General features: G+C 76.2%; 17 protein-coding genes. 7 read left to right on the forward strand and 10 right to left on the reverse strand.

The features are described 5' to 3' along the window. Nucleotides 1-33: 33 nt before the first annotated feature. The 5 genes from ACFU9A_RS13455 to ACFU9A_RS13475 form a co-directional block, all read right to left on the reverse strand. A complete protein-coding gene (locus ACFU9A_RS13455; RefSeq protein WP_430575789.1) occupies nucleotides 34-996 on the reverse strand; it encodes a phosphatidylinositol mannoside acyltransferase in 963 nt (320 codons plus the stop codon). After that, nucleotides 996-1,667, reverse strand: coding sequence for a phosphatidylinositol phosphate synthase (gene pgsA / locus ACFU9A_RS13460; RefSeq protein ID WP_430575790.1), 672 nt, complete (start codon nucleotides 1,665-1,667; stop codon nucleotides 996-998). Before pgsA ends, ACFU9A_RS13455 begins: the two co-directional genes overlap by 1 nt. Further along, entirely contained in the window at nucleotides 1,667-2,281 is a 615-nt protein-coding gene (locus tag ACFU9A_RS13465; RefSeq protein WP_430575791.1) for an HIT family protein, read from the reverse strand. Before ACFU9A_RS13465 ends, pgsA begins: the two co-directional genes overlap by 1 nt. Before the next feature lie 13 nt (nucleotides 2,282-2,294). After that, nucleotides 2,295-4,307 carry a threonine--tRNA ligase gene (gene thrS / locus ACFU9A_RS13470; protein ID WP_430575792.1) on the reverse strand — a complete coding sequence of 671 codons (2,013 nt, stop codon included), beginning with the start codon at nucleotides 4,305-4,307 and terminating at the stop codon, nucleotides 2,295-2,297. A 206-nt stretch (nucleotides 4,308-4,513) separates the two neighbouring features. Further along, nucleotides 4,514-4,687: an Rv0909 family putative TA system antitoxin gene (locus tag ACFU9A_RS13475; RefSeq protein WP_380326414.1), complete on the reverse strand. Its 174-nt coding sequence runs from the start codon at nucleotides 4,685-4,687 to the stop codon at nucleotides 4,514-4,516. A gap of 264 nt (nucleotides 4,688-4,951) precedes the next feature. On the opposite strand from ACFU9A_RS13475, the gene ACFU9A_RS13480 reads away from it, so the two are divergent. From ACFU9A_RS13480 to ACFU9A_RS13490, 3 genes are all read left to right on the forward strand, one after another. Further along, a complete protein-coding gene (locus tag ACFU9A_RS13480; protein WP_430575793.1) occupies nucleotides 4,952-5,452 on the forward strand; it encodes an aromatic ring-opening dioxygenase LigA in 501 nt (166 codons plus the stop codon). Between the two features lie 127 nt (nucleotides 5,453-5,579). Continuing rightward, nucleotides 5,580-6,371 (forward strand): uracil-DNA glycosylase, encoded by a 792-nt coding sequence (locus ACFU9A_RS13485; protein ID WP_430575794.1) that lies wholly within the window; start codon nucleotides 5,580-5,582, stop codon nucleotides 6,369-6,371. Between the two features lie 51 nt (nucleotides 6,372-6,422). After that, nucleotides 6,423-7,505, forward strand: coding sequence for a DUF664 domain-containing protein (locus ACFU9A_RS13490; protein WP_430575795.1), 1,083 nt, complete (start codon nucleotides 6,423-6,425; stop codon nucleotides 7,503-7,505). 6 nt (nucleotides 7,506-7,511) lie between these two features. Here ACFU9A_RS13490 and ACFU9A_RS13495 read toward each other — a convergent pair whose 3' ends face one another. From ACFU9A_RS13495 to ACFU9A_RS13510, 4 genes are all read right to left on the reverse strand, one after another. Further along, nucleotides 7,512-8,882, reverse strand: a complete 1,371-nt coding sequence (locus ACFU9A_RS13495) for a chloride channel protein (protein ID WP_430576468.1) — start codon at nucleotides 8,880-8,882, stop codon at nucleotides 7,512-7,514. 5 nt (nucleotides 8,883-8,887) lie between these two features. After that, nucleotides 8,888-9,241, reverse strand: a complete 354-nt coding sequence (locus tag ACFU9A_RS13500; protein WP_430575796.1) for an SHOCT domain-containing protein — start codon at nucleotides 9,239-9,241, stop codon at nucleotides 8,888-8,890. Between the two features lies 1 nt (nucleotide 9,242). After that, nucleotides 9,243-9,665 carry a DUF6325 family protein gene (locus ACFU9A_RS13505; protein ID WP_430575797.1) on the reverse strand — a complete coding sequence of 141 codons (423 nt, stop codon included), beginning with the start codon at nucleotides 9,663-9,665 and terminating at the stop codon, nucleotides 9,243-9,245. Between the two features lie 242 nt (nucleotides 9,666-9,907). After that, a complete protein-coding gene (locus ACFU9A_RS13510) occupies nucleotides 9,908-10,984 on the reverse strand; it encodes a substrate-binding domain-containing protein (protein WP_430575798.1) in 1,077 nt (358 codons plus the stop codon). A 133-nt stretch (nucleotides 10,985-11,117) separates the two neighbouring features. Between ACFU9A_RS13510 and ACFU9A_RS13515 the strand changes: the two genes are divergently transcribed. From ACFU9A_RS13515 to ACFU9A_RS13530, 4 genes are all read left to right on the forward strand, one after another. Then, nucleotides 11,118-13,310 (forward strand): DUF2264 domain-containing protein, encoded by a 2,193-nt coding sequence (locus ACFU9A_RS13515; protein ID WP_430575799.1) that lies wholly within the window; start codon nucleotides 11,118-11,120, stop codon nucleotides 13,308-13,310. Continuing rightward, a complete protein-coding gene (locus tag ACFU9A_RS13520; RefSeq protein ID WP_430575800.1) occupies nucleotides 13,307-14,305 on the forward strand; it encodes a hydroxyacid dehydrogenase in 999 nt (332 codons plus the stop codon). Before ACFU9A_RS13515 ends, ACFU9A_RS13520 begins: the two co-directional genes overlap by 4 nt. Before the next feature lie 133 nt (nucleotides 14,306-14,438). Further along, on the forward strand, nucleotides 14,439-17,174 hold the full coding sequence (locus ACFU9A_RS13525) for a Tat pathway signal sequence domain protein (RefSeq protein ID WP_430575801.1): 2,736 nt from the start codon (nucleotides 14,439-14,441) through the stop codon (nucleotides 17,172-17,174). Next, complete coding sequence (locus tag ACFU9A_RS13530) at nucleotides 17,171-18,280, forward strand: rhamnogalacturonan acetylesterase (protein ID WP_430575802.1); 1,110 nt, start codon at nucleotides 17,171-17,173, stop codon at nucleotides 18,278-18,280. The genes ACFU9A_RS13525 and ACFU9A_RS13530 overlap by 4 nt, the downstream gene beginning before the upstream one ends. An 18-nt stretch (nucleotides 18,281-18,298) precedes the next feature. Here ACFU9A_RS13530 and ACFU9A_RS13535 read toward each other — a convergent pair whose 3' ends face one another. Continuing rightward, nucleotides 18,299-19,381, reverse strand: coding sequence for a DNA polymerase IV (locus tag ACFU9A_RS13535; RefSeq protein ID WP_430575803.1), 1,083 nt, complete (start codon nucleotides 19,379-19,381; stop codon nucleotides 18,299-18,301). Nucleotides 19,382-19,404: the final 23 nt, after the last annotated feature.

Raw genomic sequence — 19,404 nt, forward strand, 5'->3', positions numbered from 1 at the left:
GCGGCGCCGCGGCGTCGAAGGCTGCGGGGGCGCTCATCCCTCGCCCGCCTCGGCCTTGGTGCGCGCGTACCGGTCCGCGTCGAGGTCGTCGACGAAGACGCGCTGCAGCATGTGCCAGTCCTCGGTGGACTCCTGCAGGGTGCGCGAGACCGCGTCCACCCAGCCCTGCGTCATCACCGCGACCCGCTCCTGGCGTCGCAGGCCCGAGCCGTCGGGCACCGGGACGGGCGGGTAGAAGCGGATGACGATGCCCCAGGCGGTGCCGGCGGCGCGCCGCCGCTCCCCCGTGAGGCGCTCGTACGTGATCCCGACGGGCACGAGCGGCACCTTCGCGGCGATCGCCAGCGCCGCCGGGCCGGCCGCCACGCGCGCCCGGTGGCCGCACAGGTCCACCTCGACGCCGGTGGCGGTGAGGTCGCGGTCGGCCAGCAGCGGCACGATGCAGCCGCCCTTCGTGGCGCCGCGCACGAGGTTGCGGAACACGTCGTGGTCGCCGAGCGGCAGCACGTCGATGCCGATGGAGCGGCGGAACTCGACGAACTCGACGAACAGCTCCTCGGGCTTGAGCCGCTCCGCGACCGTGAGCACCGGGGCGATGTGCGGCGTCGCCCACGCGCCGGCGAGGTCCCAGTTGCCCAGGTGCGCCAGCGCGAGCGAGACGGCCTGGCCGTCCCCGACCGGGCCTGCGACGTGCTCGAGGCCCTCGACGCGCACGCGGGCGGCGACCTGCTCGGACGTGGCGCCCTGCAGCGTGAACGCCTCGCGGAAGTAGCGCATGTACGAGCGCATGCCCGCGCGGGTGAGGCGGCGCAGCTCCGGCCCGTCGAGGTCCGGCCGCACCCGCGCGTAGTTCGCCTCGAGGCGTCGCACCCCCTCGGTGCGGCGCAGCCAGGTGAGGTCCGCGACGGCGGTGAACGCCGCGCGCAGCACCGGCTCGGGCACCTTCGGCGCGTGGCGCCAGGCGAACGTGTACAGGCGGGCGACGTCGATCCGCATCAGGCCTCCGGGTTCGGGTCGGTTCGGTGGTCCGCGGACGGCGGCCCGGCGTCGCGGGCCGTACCCGCCAGCTGCCTCCGCACGGTGGCCATGCGCTGCACGACCGTCACGAGGCTCGCGACGGCGAGCAGGGTGAGGGCGACCTCGGCGACGACGACGGGCAGCCCGACCTGGGTGAAGCCGACGGCGACGAGGGCGACCACCAGCCGGTCGGTGCGCTCCGCGATCCCGACGGCGGCCGTGGCGCCGACGCTCTCCGCGCGGGCCCGGGCGTAGGGCACCACGGAGCCGAGCACCAGGCACGCGAGCGCGGCCGCCAGGCCCCAGGTCGCGTACGGCAGGTCGGGGTGCAGCACGAACCACAGCGTGATGCCGGCGAAGACCGCGCCGTCGGACACGCGGTCGAGCGTGGAGTCGAGGAACGCGCCCCACGGGCCCGACCGCCCCGACAGCCGCGCCATCACGCCGTCCATCGAGTCCGCGAGGGCGAACAGGCCGATGAGGACGCCGCCGAGCAGCACGTTCCCCGTCGGCAGCAGCGTGAGTGCCAGCACGCACACGACCACGGTCCCCGTGATCGTCACCGCGTCCGGGGAGACGCCCAGGCGCAGCAGCAGGCGCGCGGGCGGGGTGAACAGGCGCTGCATCGTCGCCCGCAGGCCTCCGAGCATCAGCGCGCCCCGTCGGGCTCGGCGCCGTGCCCGGCGGCCGGCTCGGCGGGCCACGCGGCCGCGAGCCGGGCCCGGGTGTCCGCCAGCAGCTCGGGCAGCGCCTTGGTCTGCCCGACGACGGGCAGGAAGTTGGCGTCGCCGAGCCAGCGCGGCACGACGTGCTGGTGCAGGTGCGCCGCGATGCCGGCGCCCGCCACCTCGCCCTGGTTCATGCCGATGTTGAAGCCCGCCGGCGCGTACACCGCGCCGAGCGTGCGCACCGCCGCCTTCGTCATCGCCGCGAGCTCGACCGTCTCGGGGTCGGTGAGGTCCACGTAGTCCGACACGTGCCGGTACGGCAGGACCATGAGGTGGCCCGAGTTGTACGGGTACAGGTTGAGCACCGCGTAGCACTCCGCCCCGCGGGCGACGACGAGGCCGGCCTCGTCGTCGCCCGTCGGGATGCGGCAGAACGGGCACTGCGCCACCGAGCCGTCGGCCGGCTTGTCCTGGCCGCCGATGTAGACCATGCGGTGCGGCGTCCACAGCCGCTGCATGCCGTCCTCGGGCGGCCCGAAGCCGCTCGCCGGCTCCACCGTCGTGCCGTCCGCGCCCTGGTCCGCTGCGCCTCCCATGCCGGGGCCCCGCTCAGACCTGGGCGCGGTCGCGGACGGCGGCCACGATGCGCTCGATCGCGTCGGCCACCGGCACCCCGTTCTCCTGCGTGCCGTCACGGAAGCGGAACGACACGGCGCCGGCCTCGACGTCCTCGCCGCCCGCGATGAGCACGAACGGGACCTTCTCCTTGGACGCGTTGCGGATCTTCTTGCCGAAGCGGTCGTCGGACAGGTCGACCTGGGCGCGGATGCCGCGGGCCTTGAGCTGCGCGACGACGTCCTTGAGGTAGTCGTCGAACGCCTCCGCGACCGGCACCGCGAGCACCTGGACGGGCGCGAGCCATGCCGGGAACGCCCCGGCGTAGTGCTCGATGAGCACGCCCATGAACCGCTCGATCGACCCGAACTTGGCGGAGTGGATCATCACCGGCTGCTGCTTGGTGCCGTCGGGGCCCGTGTACTCCAGGCCGAACCGCGCGGGCTGGTTGAAGTCGTACTGCACGGTGCCCATCTGCCAGGTGCGGCCGATGGCGTCCTTGGTCTGCACCGAGATCTTGGGGCCGTAGAACGCGGCGCCGCCCGGGTCCGGGACCAGCTCGAGGCCGGTCTCGCGACCCACCTCCTCGAGGACCTTGGTGGCGGTCGCCCAGTCCTCGTCCGACCCGACGAACTTGTCCGGCTTGGAGTCGTCGCGGGTGGACAGCTCCAGGTAGAAGTCCGTGAGCCCGAAGTCGGTGAGCACGCTCATCATGAAGTTCAGCAGGTGCTTGACCTCGCCGGGCGCCTGCTCCGGGGTGACGTACGAGTGCGAGTCGTCCTGCGTCAGGCCGCGCACGCGGGTCAGGCCCTGCACCACGCCAGACTTCTCGTACCGGTACACCGTGCCGAACTCGAAGAGCCGCAGCGGCAGCTCGCGGTACGACCGGCCGCGCGAGGAGAAGATCAGGTTGTGCATCGGGCAGTTCATGGCCTTGAGGCGGTACTTCGAGCCCTCGAGGTCCATCTCGGGGAACATCGTGTCCGCGTAGTACGGCAGGTGCCCCGAGGTGTGGAACAGGCCGTCCTTGGTGACGTGCGGCGTCCCGACGTACTCGAAGCCCTCCTCGATGTGGCGACGGCGGACGTAGTCCTCCATCTCCCGCTTGATGACGCCACCCTTGGGGTGGAACAGCGGCAGGCCGGAGCCGACCTCGTCGTGGAAGGAGAACAGGTCCAGCTCCGCGCCGAGCTTGCGGTGGTCGCGGCGCTCGGCCTCGGCCAGGCGCTCGAGGTACGCCTTGAGCTCGTCCTTGCTGGGCCAGGCCGTGCCGTAGACGCGCTGCAGCATCGGGTTCTTCTCGCTGCCGCGCCAGTAGGCCGCGGCGTTGCGCATGAGCTGCACCCCGTTGCCGATCAGCCTGGTGCTGGGCAGGTGCGGCCCGCGGCACAGGTCCTTCCAGACCACGGTCTCGCTCTCGCGCCCGGCGCCGCGGACGTTGTCGTAGATCGTCAGCTCGCCGCCGCCGACCTCCACCGAGGACCCGTCCTCGTCGGACGAGCCGCCCTTGAGCCCGATGAGCTCCAGCTTGTACGGCTCGCCGGCCAGTTCGGCGCGCGCCTCGTCCTCCGTGACCACGCGGCGACGGAAGGTCTGGCCCTCCCGGATGATGCGCGCCATCGCCTTGTCGAGGGCCTTGAGGTCCTCGGGCGTGAACGGCGTCTCGACGTCGAAGTCGTAGTAGAAGCCGTCGGTCACGGGCGGGCCGATGCCGAGCTTGGCGTCGGGGGTGACCTGCTGGACCGCCTGGGCCAGGACGTGCGCGGCGCTGTGGCGCAGCACGGCGAGCCCGTCGGGCGAGCCGATGGTGACCGGCTCGACGACGGTGCCGGGCGCGAGCTCGCGCGACAGGTCGAGCAGCTCGCCGTCGACGCGCATCACGACGACGTCGCGGCGGTCCGAGAAGAGCTCCGTGCCCGTCGTCGGCGTCTGCACCGTCACCGTCTGCTGCGCGTCGTCGTTCGTGCCGGCAGGGTTCGGTGGCATCGGCGAGGCGACGTCGGACACGGGGGCTCCTTGCGGTTCGGTGACCGTCGCGCGGTGGCTTGCGGCGGTCGGACGGCGGCCGGCCGGCGCGGGGACGCGCTGGCACGGCCGAGGGGCGCCACCCTGGGCGGCGCCCCTCGATCGTACTCATCCGGGCCGGTCGCGACGACGAGGCGCTCCGCCCGTGGGCGGTGTCTCGTCGCCCGCGGGCCAGGGTCCGGCGGCGCTCAGTTGCGCTTCTTGGCCTCCTCGGCGGCCTTGTCCACGTAGCCGTCCACGGTGTCCGGCGTCCGCTTCTTGACCTCGTCGGCGGCCTTGTCGATGTTCTCGTCGGTCGCGAGGTCCTTGACGGCGTCCTTCGCCTTGTCGAACAGGCCACCCAGGCCCGAGCTCTCGCCCATGTGCATCCCCCTCGGTCGGCGGCCGGTCACCGACCCGTCGTCGGCCCGGCCCCGACAAGAGCACCACGGCGCGCCCGCGCGCGCGAGCGGAACCCGCCACGGTCGAGCGCCGAGGGCCGCCGGTCCGCCCGAGCAATCTTGTGAAGCACTTCACAAGATCCGTCGATGCAGGTCAGGCACTGTGGTCATACCATAGAGACAGCGCCGGACCCGGCGCAGTCCAGACCGGCCGCGAACCGCGCGACCCGGCACCCGGAGGGGACCATGACCACCACCCGCACCACCCAGCGACCGGTTCGCATCGTCGGCCTCGTCGCGCTGATCGCCGGCATCCTGATGATCGGTGCCGGCGCCGCCACGTGGGCCACCGTGAGCAGCCAGCTCGCCGCCCAGGACATCACCGTCTCGGAGGACGCCGCGTTCCTCGGCGGCGCCACGGTGGACGGGCCCCTCACCGCGTACGCGCAGGCGCAGGTCATCGACAAGCACGCGCTCGAGGCCACCGGCGGCCAGACGTACGCGCAGCTCGGCCAGGACGACCCGCTGCGCGCCACCGCGATGAACGCGTCGTTCCTGCGGGCCTCGCTCTTCACCTCGGTCGTCGCCTACGGCGTGAGCGCCCTGGTGATGGGCCTCGGCGTCCTCTTCGGCCTCATGGGCTGGTCGCTGCGCCGCCTCGCCGCCGAGCCGGCCGTCGCGAAGGCGACCGTCCCCGCCGCCGTCCCGGCCACCCCGGCCCGCGGCCGCCTCAACCCGGCGGTCTGACCGCCCCAGCACCTCGCCGAACAGGCGGTTGCGCACCCTCTGAGCTCTCAGAAGGTGCGCAACCGCCTGCTCGGCAATGGGGCGCTGCGCCGTTGTGGTCGCCGGCACCGACCGGCACGCTGGGGGCGTGCCCACCGTCCCTCCCACGCCCGCCGGGCCGCCGTCGCGCGGCGCGGACTCCCCCGACTACCCCGCCGCCGCGCGGACCGCGCCCACGCTGGCCGCCCTCGACGCCCACCTCGTCGAGTGCCGGGCCTGCCCGCGCCTCGTCGCGTGGCGCGAGGAGGTGGCCCGCGAGCGCCGCGCCGCCTTCCGCGACGAGACCTACTGGGGGCGCCCCGTGCCCGGCTTCGGCGACCCGGCGGCCGCGGTCGTCGTGGTGGGCCTCGCCCCCGCGGCGCACGGCGCCAACCGCACGGGCCGGATGTTCACCGGCGACCGCAGCGGCGACTTCCTCTTCGCGGCCATGCACCGCACCGGGTTCGCGAACCAGGCCACGTCCGTGTCCGCCGACGACGGCCTGGAGCTGACCGGCATCCGCGTGACGGCGCCCGTGCGGTGCGCGCCGCCGGCGAACAGACCCACCCCCGAGGAGCGCCGCCGGTGCGCGCCCTACCTGGCCCGCGAGCTCGAGCTGGTGGGCGACGGCCTCCGGGTGGCCGTGGCGCTCGGCGCCATCGGGTGGCAGGCGCTGCTCACGACGCTGGCCGAGCAGGGGTGGCAGGTGCCGCGGCCCCGGCCGGCGTTCGCGCACGGTGCCGAGGTCACCCTCGTCCGGGGCGGCGCCGGACCGGGCTCCCGCGCGCTCACCGTGCTGGGGTGCTTCCACGTCTCGCAGCAGAACACCTTCACGGGCCGGCTCACCCCCGCGATGCTGGACGACGTGCTGCGGCGCGCCCGCGCGCTCGCGGTCGCCTGAGCGGCCGGTAAGCCGTCGCCGCCGCCGACACGCCGCGGATAGGGTCGCCGGATGACCGTGACCATCCTCACCGGGCCGCCCGGCGCCGGGAAGACGACCGTCGCCGCGCTGCTCACGGCGGAGCTCGAGCGCCCCACCGTCAACCTCACGACCGACACGTTCTACCGGTCGATCGCGACCGGCTTCGTGCCGCCGTACCTCGCGGGCTCGCAGCGGCAGAACGAGACCGTGGCGGCGGCGATCGTCGGCGCCGTGAGCGCGTACGTGCGGGGCGGGTACGACGTGGTGGTGGACGGCGTCGTCGGCCCCTGGTTCCTGCCGCCGTTCCGCGAGGCGGCCGCGCGCGAGGGCTGGGACCTCGCGTACGTCGTCCTGCGCCCTGCGCTGGACGTGGCGCTCGCCCGCGCGGGCGGCCGCGCCGACGCCGAGCTGCGCGACCCGGACGCCGTGCGCAGCATGCACGCCGCGTTCGGGGACCTGGCCGGGCTCGAGCCGCACGCCCGCGACACCGGCGCCGAGGAGCCCGCGGACACCGCCGCGGCCCTGCGGGCGGCGCTCGCCGACGGCGCGTTCCGGCTGCCGGTGCCCGCCGCCGCGCAGGTCGAGGACACCCGGGCGGACCCGCCGCTGCGGGCCGACGAGGCCGCCACCCTGCGGGGCTACCTCGACTACCACCGCGACACGCTGCGCCTGAAGACCGCCGGGCTCGACGACGCGCAGCTGAGCACGCCGCTGCCGCCGAGCACGATGACCCTGGGCGGGCTGCTCAAGCACCTCGCGTACGTCGAGCTGTACTGGTTCCGCGAGGTGTTCGAGGGCGTCTCCCGGCGGCCCCCGTTCGACGCCGTGGACTGGGACGCCGACCCCGACTGGGAGTGGCACAGCGCCGCCGACGACACCCCGCAGGAGCTGCGCGCGCTGTTCGACGGCGCCGTCGCGTCCGCCGACGGCGTGCTCGACGCCGCGCTGGCGACCGGCAGCCTCGACGCGACGTCGGTCGTCACGTCGCGCCGCCACGGCGAGGGCGCGTTCAGCCTCCGCTGGATCGTGGTGCACATGATCGAGGAGTACGCGCGGCACAACGGGCACGCCGACCTGCTGCGCGAGGCCGTCGACGGCACGACGGGCGAGTAGCCGCCGTCAGGCGGTCGCCGCGTCGGCGCCCGACGCCTCGCCCGACGCCGCGGCACGACGCTCGCGCCGGGGCTTGAGCAGGAAGTGCTCCGTCACGTACCCCACCACGACCGCGAGGAGCACGATCGGCGCCATCGCGGGTGCCGCCGGGCCCAGCAGCATGACGATCAGCACGGACGAGGAGACGGGGAACGGCAGCGTCGCCGCCGTGGCCGCCGCCATCCCGGCGGCGAGGCCGGGCACCGCGCCGTACCCGGGGAGCTCCGCGACCAGCACGCCCGTGGCCGCGCCGAGGAGGACGGCGGGGAAGATCGGGCCGCCGCGCAGCGTGCCGAGCGACACGGCGTAGGCGACGCCCTTGAACGCCAGCAGCGCGACCAGCGCGCCGGCGCCCCACGCGGCGGGGTCGGACGCCAGCGGCGCGAGCAGGTCCTGGCCCGACAGGGCGACGTCCATCGGCGACCGCCCGGTGACCAGGGCGTACCCCGAGGCGCAGGCGCCGACCACCAGCGCGCCCACCACGGCGGCCGCGAAGGGGTGCGCGGCGGCGGCCCGCGCCACGGCGCCGCCGAGGCGGTGCACCAGCCGCACGACGATCGCGACGAGCACGGCCACCGGGATGGTCCACAGCACGTCGGCGAGGTCCGGCCGGGCCGGGCCGTCGATGCCGGGCAGGGTGAGCGGGGCGATCTCCAGGCCCGTCCAGACGCCCATGCCCGTGAACACGAGGGCCCCGACCCCGGACGTCAGGATGCTGGGCAGGACCACGCCCACGAGCCGCGCGCCCGACAGGCCGGCGATGGCCGACGCCTCGACCACGAAGACGGCGCCCACGATCGGGCTGCCGAAGATGGCCGACAGCGCCGCGGCGGACCCGGCGACGGCCAGGACCTGGCGGGTCGGGTCGTCGAGCCGCGCGTCCCACGGCCGCACGAGGATGAGGGCCAGCGCCGAGCCGATGGCCAGGAGCGGCCCCTCGGGTCCGAGGACGGCGCCCAGGGGCAGCCCGGCGAGCGCCGCGAGCAGCACGCCGGGGACGTAGGACGCGGGGACGACGCCCAGGCTCAGGCCGTCGACCGGGACGTGACCGCCGTGCCCCGGCAGGGAGCGGACGGCGAACCCGACGAGCAGGCCGGCGAGCGCCATCCACGGCAGCGGCCACCACCAGGGCGGCGAGTCGTACCCCAGCCCCTCCGGCAGGACCTCCCACACCTGGTGGGTGAGCTCGTGCAGGACGGCGAGGAACGCGAACGCCGCCAGCGAGACCGGGACGCCCACGCCCGCCGCGAACAGCAGCAGGCGGCCGAAGCCGCGCGGCGTGGGCAGAGAGCCCGAGGCCGACGCCGCACGGCCCGCCGTCGCGTCGGCCCCGGACATCCCGCTCACCCGAGGAGCTTGGCCTTGGCCGCGGCGAACTCCGCGTCCGAGAGCACGCCGGCGGCCTTGAGGTCGCCCAGCTTCTGCAGCTGCGCGATGAGGTCCTCCTGGGGCGCGGCCGGCGCCACCTGCGCGGCCTGCTGGGCCTGCAGCTGCGCCTGCTGCTGCTCGTACGCCTGCTGCTGGGCCGCCTGCTGCTGCTGGGCGTTGTACTGGTCCGCGGCGTAGCGCTGCTCGTCGCGGGCGGAGGCGCGCCGGTTCATCGCCCGGCTCGTCGCCTGCGCCGTGCCGGTGATGACGGCCGTGCGGGCCATGGTGCCGATGAGGCCGGGGCGGCCCATCCGTCGCATGGGGGGCATCTCAGTTCTCCTTCTCGATCTCGGCGGAGATGGCCTCGAGCGCCGCCGGGGGCACCTGGGTCCAGTCCAGGAGCCGACCACCGGCACCGCGCAGGGCCCCGGTGAGGCCGCGCGCCCAGGTGTGCTCGAAGACGAGCATGCCGACGGCCGCACCGGGCTCGAGGTCCTCCGCGATGTCGTCGACGTCCTCCGACCCGAGCAGCCCGGCCGGCTCGCCGACGATGCGGGCGAGCTCGTCGTCGCCGCCCTCGGTGGCCTCCAGCCACTCGATCGTGCCGTCCTGCGCCTTGCGGATCAGGAGCGCGTCGAGCACGTCGATCGTGCCGGCGTCGACGAGCCGGGCGAGCTCGGCGATGACCTCGCCCCTGAAGTCGGTCTGCGGGAACTCGATGAGCACGAGCTCCACGGGTCCGGTGGGTTGCATGTCCTGCCTCTCGGTCGATCCCTCGGAACGGACCGCGACCCGTCGCGAGGGCCCCCTCGACGGAGACCCGTGCGGCAGCGCTCGTCCTGGCGAAACTCTCCCATCGGGCGGGCACGCCCGCATGCCGAGGGGCGGGGGCCGCCGGGGTGAACCAGCAGGTCACCGGCGCCGCGACCGGGCCCGGTCGCGGCCCGGTCGCGGCCCGGTCGCGGCGCGGTCGCGGCCGGTCGGGGCGGGAGCCGTCACGCCGCGCCGCACGACCCCCGGACGGTGAGGCGGGGCAGCAGCGCCACGTGCCGCGGCGACGCGTGCGCGCCGGGCACCTCGCCGCCCTCGTCCCCCACGATCCGCGCGACGAGCAGGCGCAGCGCCTCGCGCCCGAGCTCGCGGCGCGGCGGCGTCACCGTGGTCAGCGGCACGACGGCCAGCTCGGCGTTCTCGTCGTCGTAGGCGACGACGGCGAGGTCCTCCGGGACCCGCAGGCCGCGGTCGAGCGCGGCCTCCACGAGGCGGGCGGCGTGGTCGTCGGTGTGCACGAGGACGGCGCGGGTGCCGGTCGCGCGGCACCGGTCCAGGAGCGCGCCGAGCTCGCGCCCCAGCGCGGCCGGGTCGCCCTCGCCCTTGGGCAGCGACACGTCGGGGCCCGGCTCGACGCCGAGGCGGGCGACCGCCGTCGCGAACCCCTCGCGCACGTGCGGCGCGGTGGGCGTGCGGTCGTAGACCGCCAGCCCGACCCGGCGGTGCCCGAGCCGCGCCAGGTGCTCCACCGCGAGCACCGCGCCGTGCGCGTGGTCGGTACGCACCTGGTCGAGCTCGCTCAGCACGGTGAGGCCGTCGACGCGCCGCTCGGCGACGACGACCGGGACCGGCACGGAGCGCAGCCACGCGGCCAGCTCCTCCGGGGCGCGGTCGCGGGTGGTGGGCGCCACGACGATCCCCTGGGCGCCGAGCCCGACGAGGCGGTCCACCTGGGCCGCCTCGACGTCGGGCCGGTAGTGCGAGACGCCGAGCACGAGCCGCACGTGCAGGCTCGGCGCCAGCCCCTCCATGCCGCGCACGAGCGGCGGGAAGTGCACCGTCGAGCTCGGCACCACCACCCCCACGAGCACCCGCGCGGCCTGCGGCGCCCGGGCGGAGCGCAGGGCCACGGCGCCGCCGTGCACCCGCGCGAGACGGCCGGCGCGGTCGAGCTCCTGGATGTCGCGCCGGACGGTCACCTCCGCCACGTCGAGGGTCGCCGCCGCCTCCGCGGAGCGCACGCTGCCGCGCAGCTCGACCTCCCGCAGCAGGTACTCGTGCCGTGCCGTGCGCAGGTGCATGGTTCTCCGCCGTCTCTGCCCGTCGCCGTCGAGGGTGCTCCGATCGGGCAGCACCGTAGCGGACGATGTCCGCGCCTGATCGGAAATGTCCGGTCCCGCCGGGATGCTCCGCCCCGCGGGCCAGGATGCCCGGGTGACACCCGCAGCCACGACGCCCACGAGCACCGCCCGCACCACCGACGCCGCCGCGGGGAGCTCCCGCGGGCCCGCCGCGGGGCCGCCGTCCGACCCGCGCCTCGAGCCCGCCCGGCGCTGGCCGCGGGAGCGGTGGCTCGCGACCGCCGACGGGCTGCTCGACGCCGTCCGCCCGTACGCCTCCCCCGGCGGCTCGCTGATCACGCTGCCCGGCCCCGTCAGCGGCTCGGGCGCCTGGAGCGACGGCCTCGAGGGGTACGCCCGCACGTTCCTGCTCGCGGCGTTCCGGCTGCGCGGCGAGGAGGGTCGTGACCCCGCCGGGCTCCTCGACCGGTACGCCGACGGGCTGCGCCACGGCGTCGACCCCGCGGGCGGCGAGCGCTGGCCCCGCGTCGACGAGCGGCGCCAGGCGGTGGTCGAGGCCGCGTCGGTGGCGATCGCCCTCGCGGAGACGCGCCCGTGGCTGTGGGACCGCCTCGACGACGGCACCCGGCAGCGCACCGTCGACTGGCTGGCGGGCGTGGTCGGCACCCGCGGCTACACGAACAACTGGCTCTGGTTCCAGACCGTGATCGAGGCGTTCCTCGCCACGGTGGGCGGGCCGTGGGAGCAGGCGGACCTGGACCGGAACGCCGAGACCGCCGAGTCCCTGTACGTGGGCGACGGCTGGTACTCCGACGGCCGGGGGCGCGACGGGCGCCGGCAGAGCTTCGACCACTACGCGGGCTGGGCGTGGCACGTGTACCCGTTGCTGCACGCCCGCATCCTGGGGCGCCCGCTCGAGGAGGTGCACGCCGCGCGGCTGCGCGCCTACCTCGGCCAGGCGCAGCACCTCGTGGGCTCGCGCGGCGCGCCGATGCTGCAGGGCCGCTCCGTCACCTACCGGCACGCCGTCCTGGCCCCGTTCTGGGCGGGCGCCGTCGCCGGCGCGACGCCGCTGGCGCCGGGCGCGACCCGGGCCCTCACGGGCGCGGTCGCCGACCGGTTCGACGCCGCGGGCGCCGTCGACGAGCGCGGCCTGCTGCCCGTGGGCTGGCACCGCCGGTTCCACCGCGTGCGCCAGCTCTACACCGGCGGGTCGTCGCCGTACTGGGCGAGCAAGGGCTTCCTCGGCCTGCTGCTGCCCCCGGACCACCCGGTCTGGACGGACGAGCCGGAGCTGCCGGGCCCGTGGCGCGAGCCGCGCACGGTCGCCCTCGCCGCCCCCGGCTGGCTGGTGAGCACCACGCCCGCCGACGGCGTCGTGCGCCTCCTCAACCACGGCTCGGACCGCGCGATCGAGCACGCGCTGGCACCCCACGCCGACGACCCGTTCTACCGGCGCCTCGGCTACTCCGGCGCCACGTCGCCCCAGCTCTCCGCGGCCGACGTCGCCGCGCCCCTGGACTCGCACACCGCACTGCTGGACGCCCACGGCGCGCCGTCCCACCGCGACGCCGTCGACCGCGTGCACCTGGACGACGCCGTCGGCGTCTCCCGCTCCCGCGTGCACTGGCTCGACCTGCCCGGGGCGACCGGCGCGGCGACGGGCGACGACGCGGGCTGGGCCGGCCACCGCCTCGGCCCCGTCCTCACCACCGCGTCCGTGGTGCGCGGCCCCGAGGAGGTGCGCCTCGCCTGGTGGACGCCCGCACCCACCGCGGCGCCGGGCCGCGCGCCCGCCGCGACGGCCCCCGCCGACCTCGACCGGGACGCCGCGTGGCCCGCCGACCCCGGGCCGTGGACGGTCCACGTGGGCGGCTGGCCGATCGCGGCGGCGACGGACGACGCACTGCGCCTCGAGCGCGGCGACGACCGGGTCCGCGTGGTCCGCGAGGACGGCACGGTCTCCGCGCTGCGCGCGCTCGCGGTGCGGGCGGACGGCCAGCCCTCCCCCGCGCTCGACGCCGCGGGATGCGCACGCCGGGAGGGCGCGGACCCCTTCGGCGCGGCGTCCGCCGTCCCCTGGCTGCGCACGAGGACCGCCGTCGGGCCGGGCCAGGTCGTCGCGGCGCTCGTCCTGCTGGGCGCCGAGCGCGAGCCACGCCTCGGGCCCGACCCGAGCGTGCACGTGCGCACCGACGGCGACGGGCGGCCGGCGCGGGTCGAGGTGCGGTGGCCCGACGGGCGCGTCGACGCCGTGCCCACGGCCCCGGACGCCGCCGCGGGCACGGCCGGCGACACCGCACCGCCGACGGCGGCCCACGCGTGACGCGGCTCCGGGCGGCGTTCGCCATGCGGGACGCCGCGCTGCTGCCCGACCTGTTCGACGACGCCGCGCTGGCCCGGCTGCGGGGCGTCGCCGACGTCGCCCCCGGCGTGCTCACCGCGGCGGACGTGGCGGGCGGCGCGCTGCGCGACGTGGAGGTGCTCCTCACCGGCTGGGGCGCGCCCCGGCTCGACGCCGACCTGCTGCGGGGTGCCCCACGGCTGCGCGCCGTCGTGCACGCCGCCGGCTCCGTCAAGCCGATCGTCACGCCCGCGACGTGGGAGCACGGCGTGCGCGTGACCAGCGCCGCGGCCGCCAACGCCCGGCCCGTGGCCGAGTACACGCTCGCCATGGTCCTGCTGGCGGGCAAGCGGGTGCTCGAGTCCGCCGACGCGTTCGGGGCGCACCGGGCGTTCGGCGGCTGGTCCGTGCCCGACCCCCGCGGCAACCACGGCCTGACCGTGGGCGTCGTGGGCGCGTCCCGGATCGGCCGGCAGGTGCTGCGCCTCCTCGCCCCGTTCGACGTCGAGCTCCTGCTGCACGACCCGTGGGTCGACGCCGCCGGCGCGCGGGCCCTCGGCGCCGCGTCCGTCGCCCTGGACGACCTCGCGCGGGGCAGCGACGTCGTCACCGTGCACGCCCCCGACCTGCCCGCCACGTACCGGATGATCGGGCCGCACCAGCTCGCCCTCATGCCCGACGCCGCGACGCTGGTGAACACCGCGCGCGGGCGCCTGGTGGACACGCCCGCCCTCACCCGCGAGGTCGTGTCGGGCCGGCTCCGGGCCGTCCTCGACGTCACCGACCCCGAACCGCTGCCCCCCGACCATCCGCTCTACGACGCGCCGGGGGCGCTGCTGACCCCGCACGTCGCGGGGTCGCTGGGCAACGAGCTGCGGCGGCTCGGCGACCTCGCCGTGCGCGAGGTGGAGCGCCTCGCGGCCGGCGCGGAGCTGGAGCACGAGGTGCGCGCCGAGCAGCTGGGCACCACGGCCTGACGGTCGCGGCCGCGTGGACGCCGGTCCGCGCGGTCCGGTTTTGCTCGTTTCGCGACCGGGTGCGCGGTCCCCCCGCACGATGAGGGCGTCCGCCGACGGACACGCACCCCACCGTCACGAAGGAGTGGCCATCGTGGTCGACGTCAGCCGCCGTACCGTCCTCACCTCCGCCCTCACGTCCGCGCTCACCGCGGGCGCGGTCGCCGCCGCCGGGCCTCGCGCCGCGAGCGCCGCGGCCGCGCCCGCCGCCGCGGCGCTCGCCGGGCACGACCCCGTCGACGTCCGCTGGCTCGAGGGCGGTACCCCCGCCGCCCTCGCCGGCGGCGCCACCTGGGGCGTGCCCTGGCCGCGCGGGGCCCTGCCCGGCGATCAGCAGTTCGCCCTCACCACCGCCGCCGGCGAGGCCGTGCCGGTGCAGACCTGGACCACGGCTTGGTGGCCCGACAGCTCCGTCAAGTGGACCGCGCACGCGGTGGCCGACGCCGCGCCCCGCGACGCCTCCTACCGCCTCGCGCCCGGGGCACCCGCCCGGGGAGAGCACGCGGTCACCGTGCGGGAGAACCCGGGCAAGGTCGTGGTCGACACGGGCGTCGTGCAGGTGGAGTTCGGCCGGCAGGGCGACAAGGTCGTGCGCGAGATCCGGCGCGGCGGCGAGGTGGTCGCGAAGGACGGCCGCCTCGTCGTGCAGCGGCAGGACTCCCCCGACACCGACCGCGGCGGCGCGCTGTCCTTCGAGGCCTTCTCCGGGACGGTCCGCGCGGTCACCGTGGAGCAGTCCGGCCCGGTGCGCGCCGTCGTCAAGGTCGAGGGCGTGCACCGCAAGGGCCGCCGCGAGTGGCTGCCGTTCGTGCTGCGCTTCGCGCTGTTCGCGGGCTCGGACGGGATCCGGCTGGTGCACACGTTCTTCGTCGACGGCGACGAGGACACCGACTTCGTCACGGGGCTCGGGGTCCGCTTCACCGTCCCGATGCGCGGCGAGCTCTACGACCGGCACGTGCGGTTCGCGGGGCCCGACGGCGGCGTGCTCGCGGAGGCCGTGCGCGGCGTCACCGGCCTGCGCCGCGACCCGGGCGAGGCCGTGCGCGAGGCGCAGGTGGCCGGCCGGGCGCTGCCCGACCCGGCCGGCTGGGACCAGCGGGTCACCTCGCGGCTGCACTGGATCCCCGCGTGGGGCGACCACAGCCTGGCCCAGCTCAATGCCCACGGCTTCGAGATCCGCAAGCGCACCGGCGCCGGGCACTCGTGGATCCGGGTCGACGCCGGCGGCCGCGCGCCCGGCCTGGGCTACGTGGGCACCCCGGCGGGTGGCCTGGCCTTCGGGATGCGGAACTTCTGGCAGCTGCACCCCACGGAGCTGGAGGTCACGGGCGCCGCGACCGACGAGGCCGACGCCACGGTCTGGATGTGGTCGCCGCGCGCCGAGGCGATGGACCTGCGCTTCTACCACGACGGCATGGGCCAGGACACCTACCCCGAGCAGCTCGACGCCCTCGAGATCACCTACGAGGACTACGAGCCCGGGTTCGGCACCCCCTACGGCGTCGCGCGCACCACCGAGCTGATGTTCTGGGCGCTGCCGGCCACGCCGACCGCCGCGCGGTTCGCCGAGCTCGCGGAGGCCACCGCCACCCCGCCGCTGCCCGCGAGCAGCCCCCAGCACAACCACGCCGCGGGCGTGTTCGGCTCCTGGTCGCCCGTCGACCGGTCCACCCCCGCCCGGGCCACGATCGAGGACCGGCTCGACGCCATCCACCGCTACCACCTCGAGCAGGTGGACCAGCGCTCCTGGTACGGGTTCTGGGACTACGGCGACGTCATGCACTCCTACGACGGCGACCGCCACCAGTGGCGCTACGACGTGGGCGGCTACGCCTGGGACAACTCCGAGCTCTCCACCGACCTGTGGCTCTGGTACCACTACCTGCGCACCGGCGACGCCGCCGCGTTCCGCTTCGCGGAGGCGATGAGCCGGCACACCGGCGAGGTGGACGTGTACCACCTCGGCGAGTGGAAGGGCCTGGGCACGCGGCACGGCGTCCAGCACTGGGGCGACAGCGCCAAGCAGGTGCGCATCAGCAACGCGAGCTACCGGCGCTTCGTCTACTTCCTCACCGGCGACGAGCGTTCCGGCGACCTGCTGCGCGAGCTGGTCGACTCCGACCGCACCTACCTGGTGCTCAACGCCGGCCGCAAGGTCGACGGCTCCACGGGCGGGTACGACCCGGACCCCGCAGCCCTGCCGCTGAGCAAGACCACGGACTGGGGCGCGATCGCCGGCGCGTGGCTGACCGAGTGGGAGCGCGGCGGCGACCCGCGGGCCCGCGAGCGCCTGCTGGCCGGGGCCCGCTCCGTCTCCGCCCTGCCGAACGCGTGGGTGCAGGCGGACGCCACCTACGACCTGGAGTCCGCGACCTTCAGCTCGGGGCCCGACAAGACGGTGTCCGTGGGCAGCCTCAGCTCCGTGTTCGGCCTCGTCGAGGTGATGACGGAGCTGCTCGACCTCGTCGACGAGCCCGAGGTCGAGGCGCGCTGGGTGGAGTTCTGCCGCCTGTACAACGGCACCAAGGCGGAGCAGAAGGAGGCCACCGGCGCGGACTGGGGCAGCCTCAACCTCAAGCAGGCGTACTCCCGCGCGACGGCGTACGCCGCCGTCCGGCTGGACGACGACGCGCTCGCCGCGCGCGCCTGGACGGAGCTGGCCACGGGGCACGCGGGCTACCCCGACGGGATGGACTGGGGCACCCGGCGCGTCGAGCCGCCGGCGGTGCTGCGCGCCGTCGACGAGGCCGACTTCTCCTCGAACGCGTCGGCCCAGTACGGGCTGGCGGCGATCCAGTGCCTCGCCCTCGTCGGGGAGCGGCTCGCGTGAGCGCCGCCCGGCGCCCGTGGCGGGCGACGACGGCGGTCCTCTGCGCCGCGACCACCCTCGCGGTCGGGGCCGCCGCCCCGGCGACGGCGTCCGCGCCGGCCGCCACCGGGCGGCCCGGGCTCGCGGCGCCCCGCCCGGACCCCGCGCTGCTGGAGGCGTGCACGGGGGCCGGGCCGGTCGTGTGCACCTACCCCGACCTGCCGCCCGGCCACTACGACGTCACGGTGCTGCTCGGGGACCGCCACGCCGCCGCCCGCACCGAGGTGCTCGCGGAGGCCCGGCGCCTCATGGTCGACGCCGTCGACACGGACGAGGGCGAGGTGGTGCGGCGCACCTTCACAGTGAACGTCCGCGACCCGGAGAGCCAGCAGAACCTGCCCCCCGGCGACGGCACCCCCGGGCTCACGCTCACGTTCGCCGGAGACGCCCCGCGCGTCGCCGGGATCGGGATCCGGGCGGCGGACGAGCGCACCCCGCGCCTCGCGCTGCTCGGCGACTCCACGGTCACCGACCAGGGCGCCGCCCCGTACACCGGGTGGGGACAGCGCCTGCCGGCCCGCTTCCGCCTCGGGGTGAGCGTGGTCAACCACTCGGGCTCCGGCGAGAGCACCGTCTCGGCGCTGGCGGAGCCGGAGATGCTCGACGCCCTCGTGCCGCAGCTGCGCCCGGGCGACGTCCTCCTGGTGCAGCTCGCGCACAACGACAAGACGACGACCGCCGCGCAGTACCGGGCGAACCTCGCCGAGATCGTCCGCCGGGCGCGCGCCACGGGCGCGACGCCCGTCCTGGTCACGCCGATCGTGCGCCTGCGGTTCGACGGCGACCGCCTCGACCCGACGGGCCTCGTCGTCACGGGCGAGGCCGACCTGCCCGCCGAGATGCGCGGGGTGGCGGCCGACCTGGGCGTGGACCTCGTCGACCTCACGGCGCGGAGCAAGGAGCTCGTCGAGAGCCTCGGCCCCACGGACGCCCAGCCGCTCTACCTCGTCCGGGAGAACGGCGACCGCACCCACACCTCCGAGCACGGCGCGTCGGTGTACGCCGGCATCGTGGCCGACGAGCTGCACCGGCTCGGCCTGGTGCCGGAGCGGTCCTGGGCCCGCTGACCCGGTCGGGGCCCCGGCTCAGACCCGCCCGCGCACCGGCGTGCTCCCGGCGCCCGCGCCGCCGGAGGGCATGACCATCTCGGCGCGGACGCCGAGCAGCCGCACCTCGCGGCCGGGCTCCAGCCCGGCCGCGAGGTCGAGCACCGCCGCGGTCACCTCGTCGAGCGAGCGCGTCGGCGCGGGCAGCTTGCGCGAGAGGGTGCGGGTGAAGAACGGCGCGTAGCGCACCTTCAGCCCCACCCGGAACACCGGCCGCCCCTCGGCCTCGGTGTCCGCGTGCGCCTGCGCGGCCAGCTCCCGCAGCGCGGCCGTGACCTGCTCGGGCGTCGTGAGGTTGCGCTGGTAGGTGGTCTCGCGGCTGTGCCCGCGGGCCACCCACGGGGTGTCGTCGACGACGGCGGACCCCTCCCCACGCCCCAGCTCCCCGTACCAGGCGCCCATCCGCGGCCCGAACTCGCCGACCAGGACGGCCTCGTCCGCGGCGGCGAGCTGCGACACCGTCCCGATGCCGTGCGCCGCGAGGCGCCGGGCCACCCGCGAGCCCACGCCCCACAGGTCGACGACGGGCCGCTCGCCCATCACCGAGGTCCAGCTCTCGGCCGTGAGCCGGTACACGCCCGCCGGCTTGCCGAACCCGGTGGCGATCTTCGCGCGGACCCTGGTGTCGCCGATGCCGACCGAGCAGTGCAGCGCGGTGGCGTCGAGCACGGCCCGCTGCGCGCGGCGGGCGAACGCCTCCGGGTCCTCGACGTCGGTCCCGAGGAACGCCTCGTCCCAGCCGAGGACCTCCACCACGGTGCCGAGCCCGCGCAGCGTGTCCATCACGTGCCCCGACGCCGCCTCGTACACCGGGCGGTCCACGGGGAGGATCACCGCGTCCGGGACCTTGCGGGCCGCGACCCGCAGCGGCATCCCCGACCCGACGCCGTACGCCCGGGCCTCGTACGACGCGGTGGACACCACGGCGCGCTCGGTCGGGTCGCCCCGGCCGCCGACGATCACCGGCCGCCCGGCGAGCTCCGGGCGCCGCAGCACCTCGACCGCGGCCAGGAACTGGTCGAGGTCGACGTGCAGCACCCAGCGGAAGCGGCGTGGGCCCATGCCCCGAGTCTGCGCCACCCGGC

This window comes from Isoptericola sp. NPDC057653 (genome assembly GCF_042799955.1).
Classification (GTDB): domain Bacteria; phylum Actinomycetota; class Actinomycetes; order Actinomycetales; family Cellulomonadaceae; genus Isoptericola.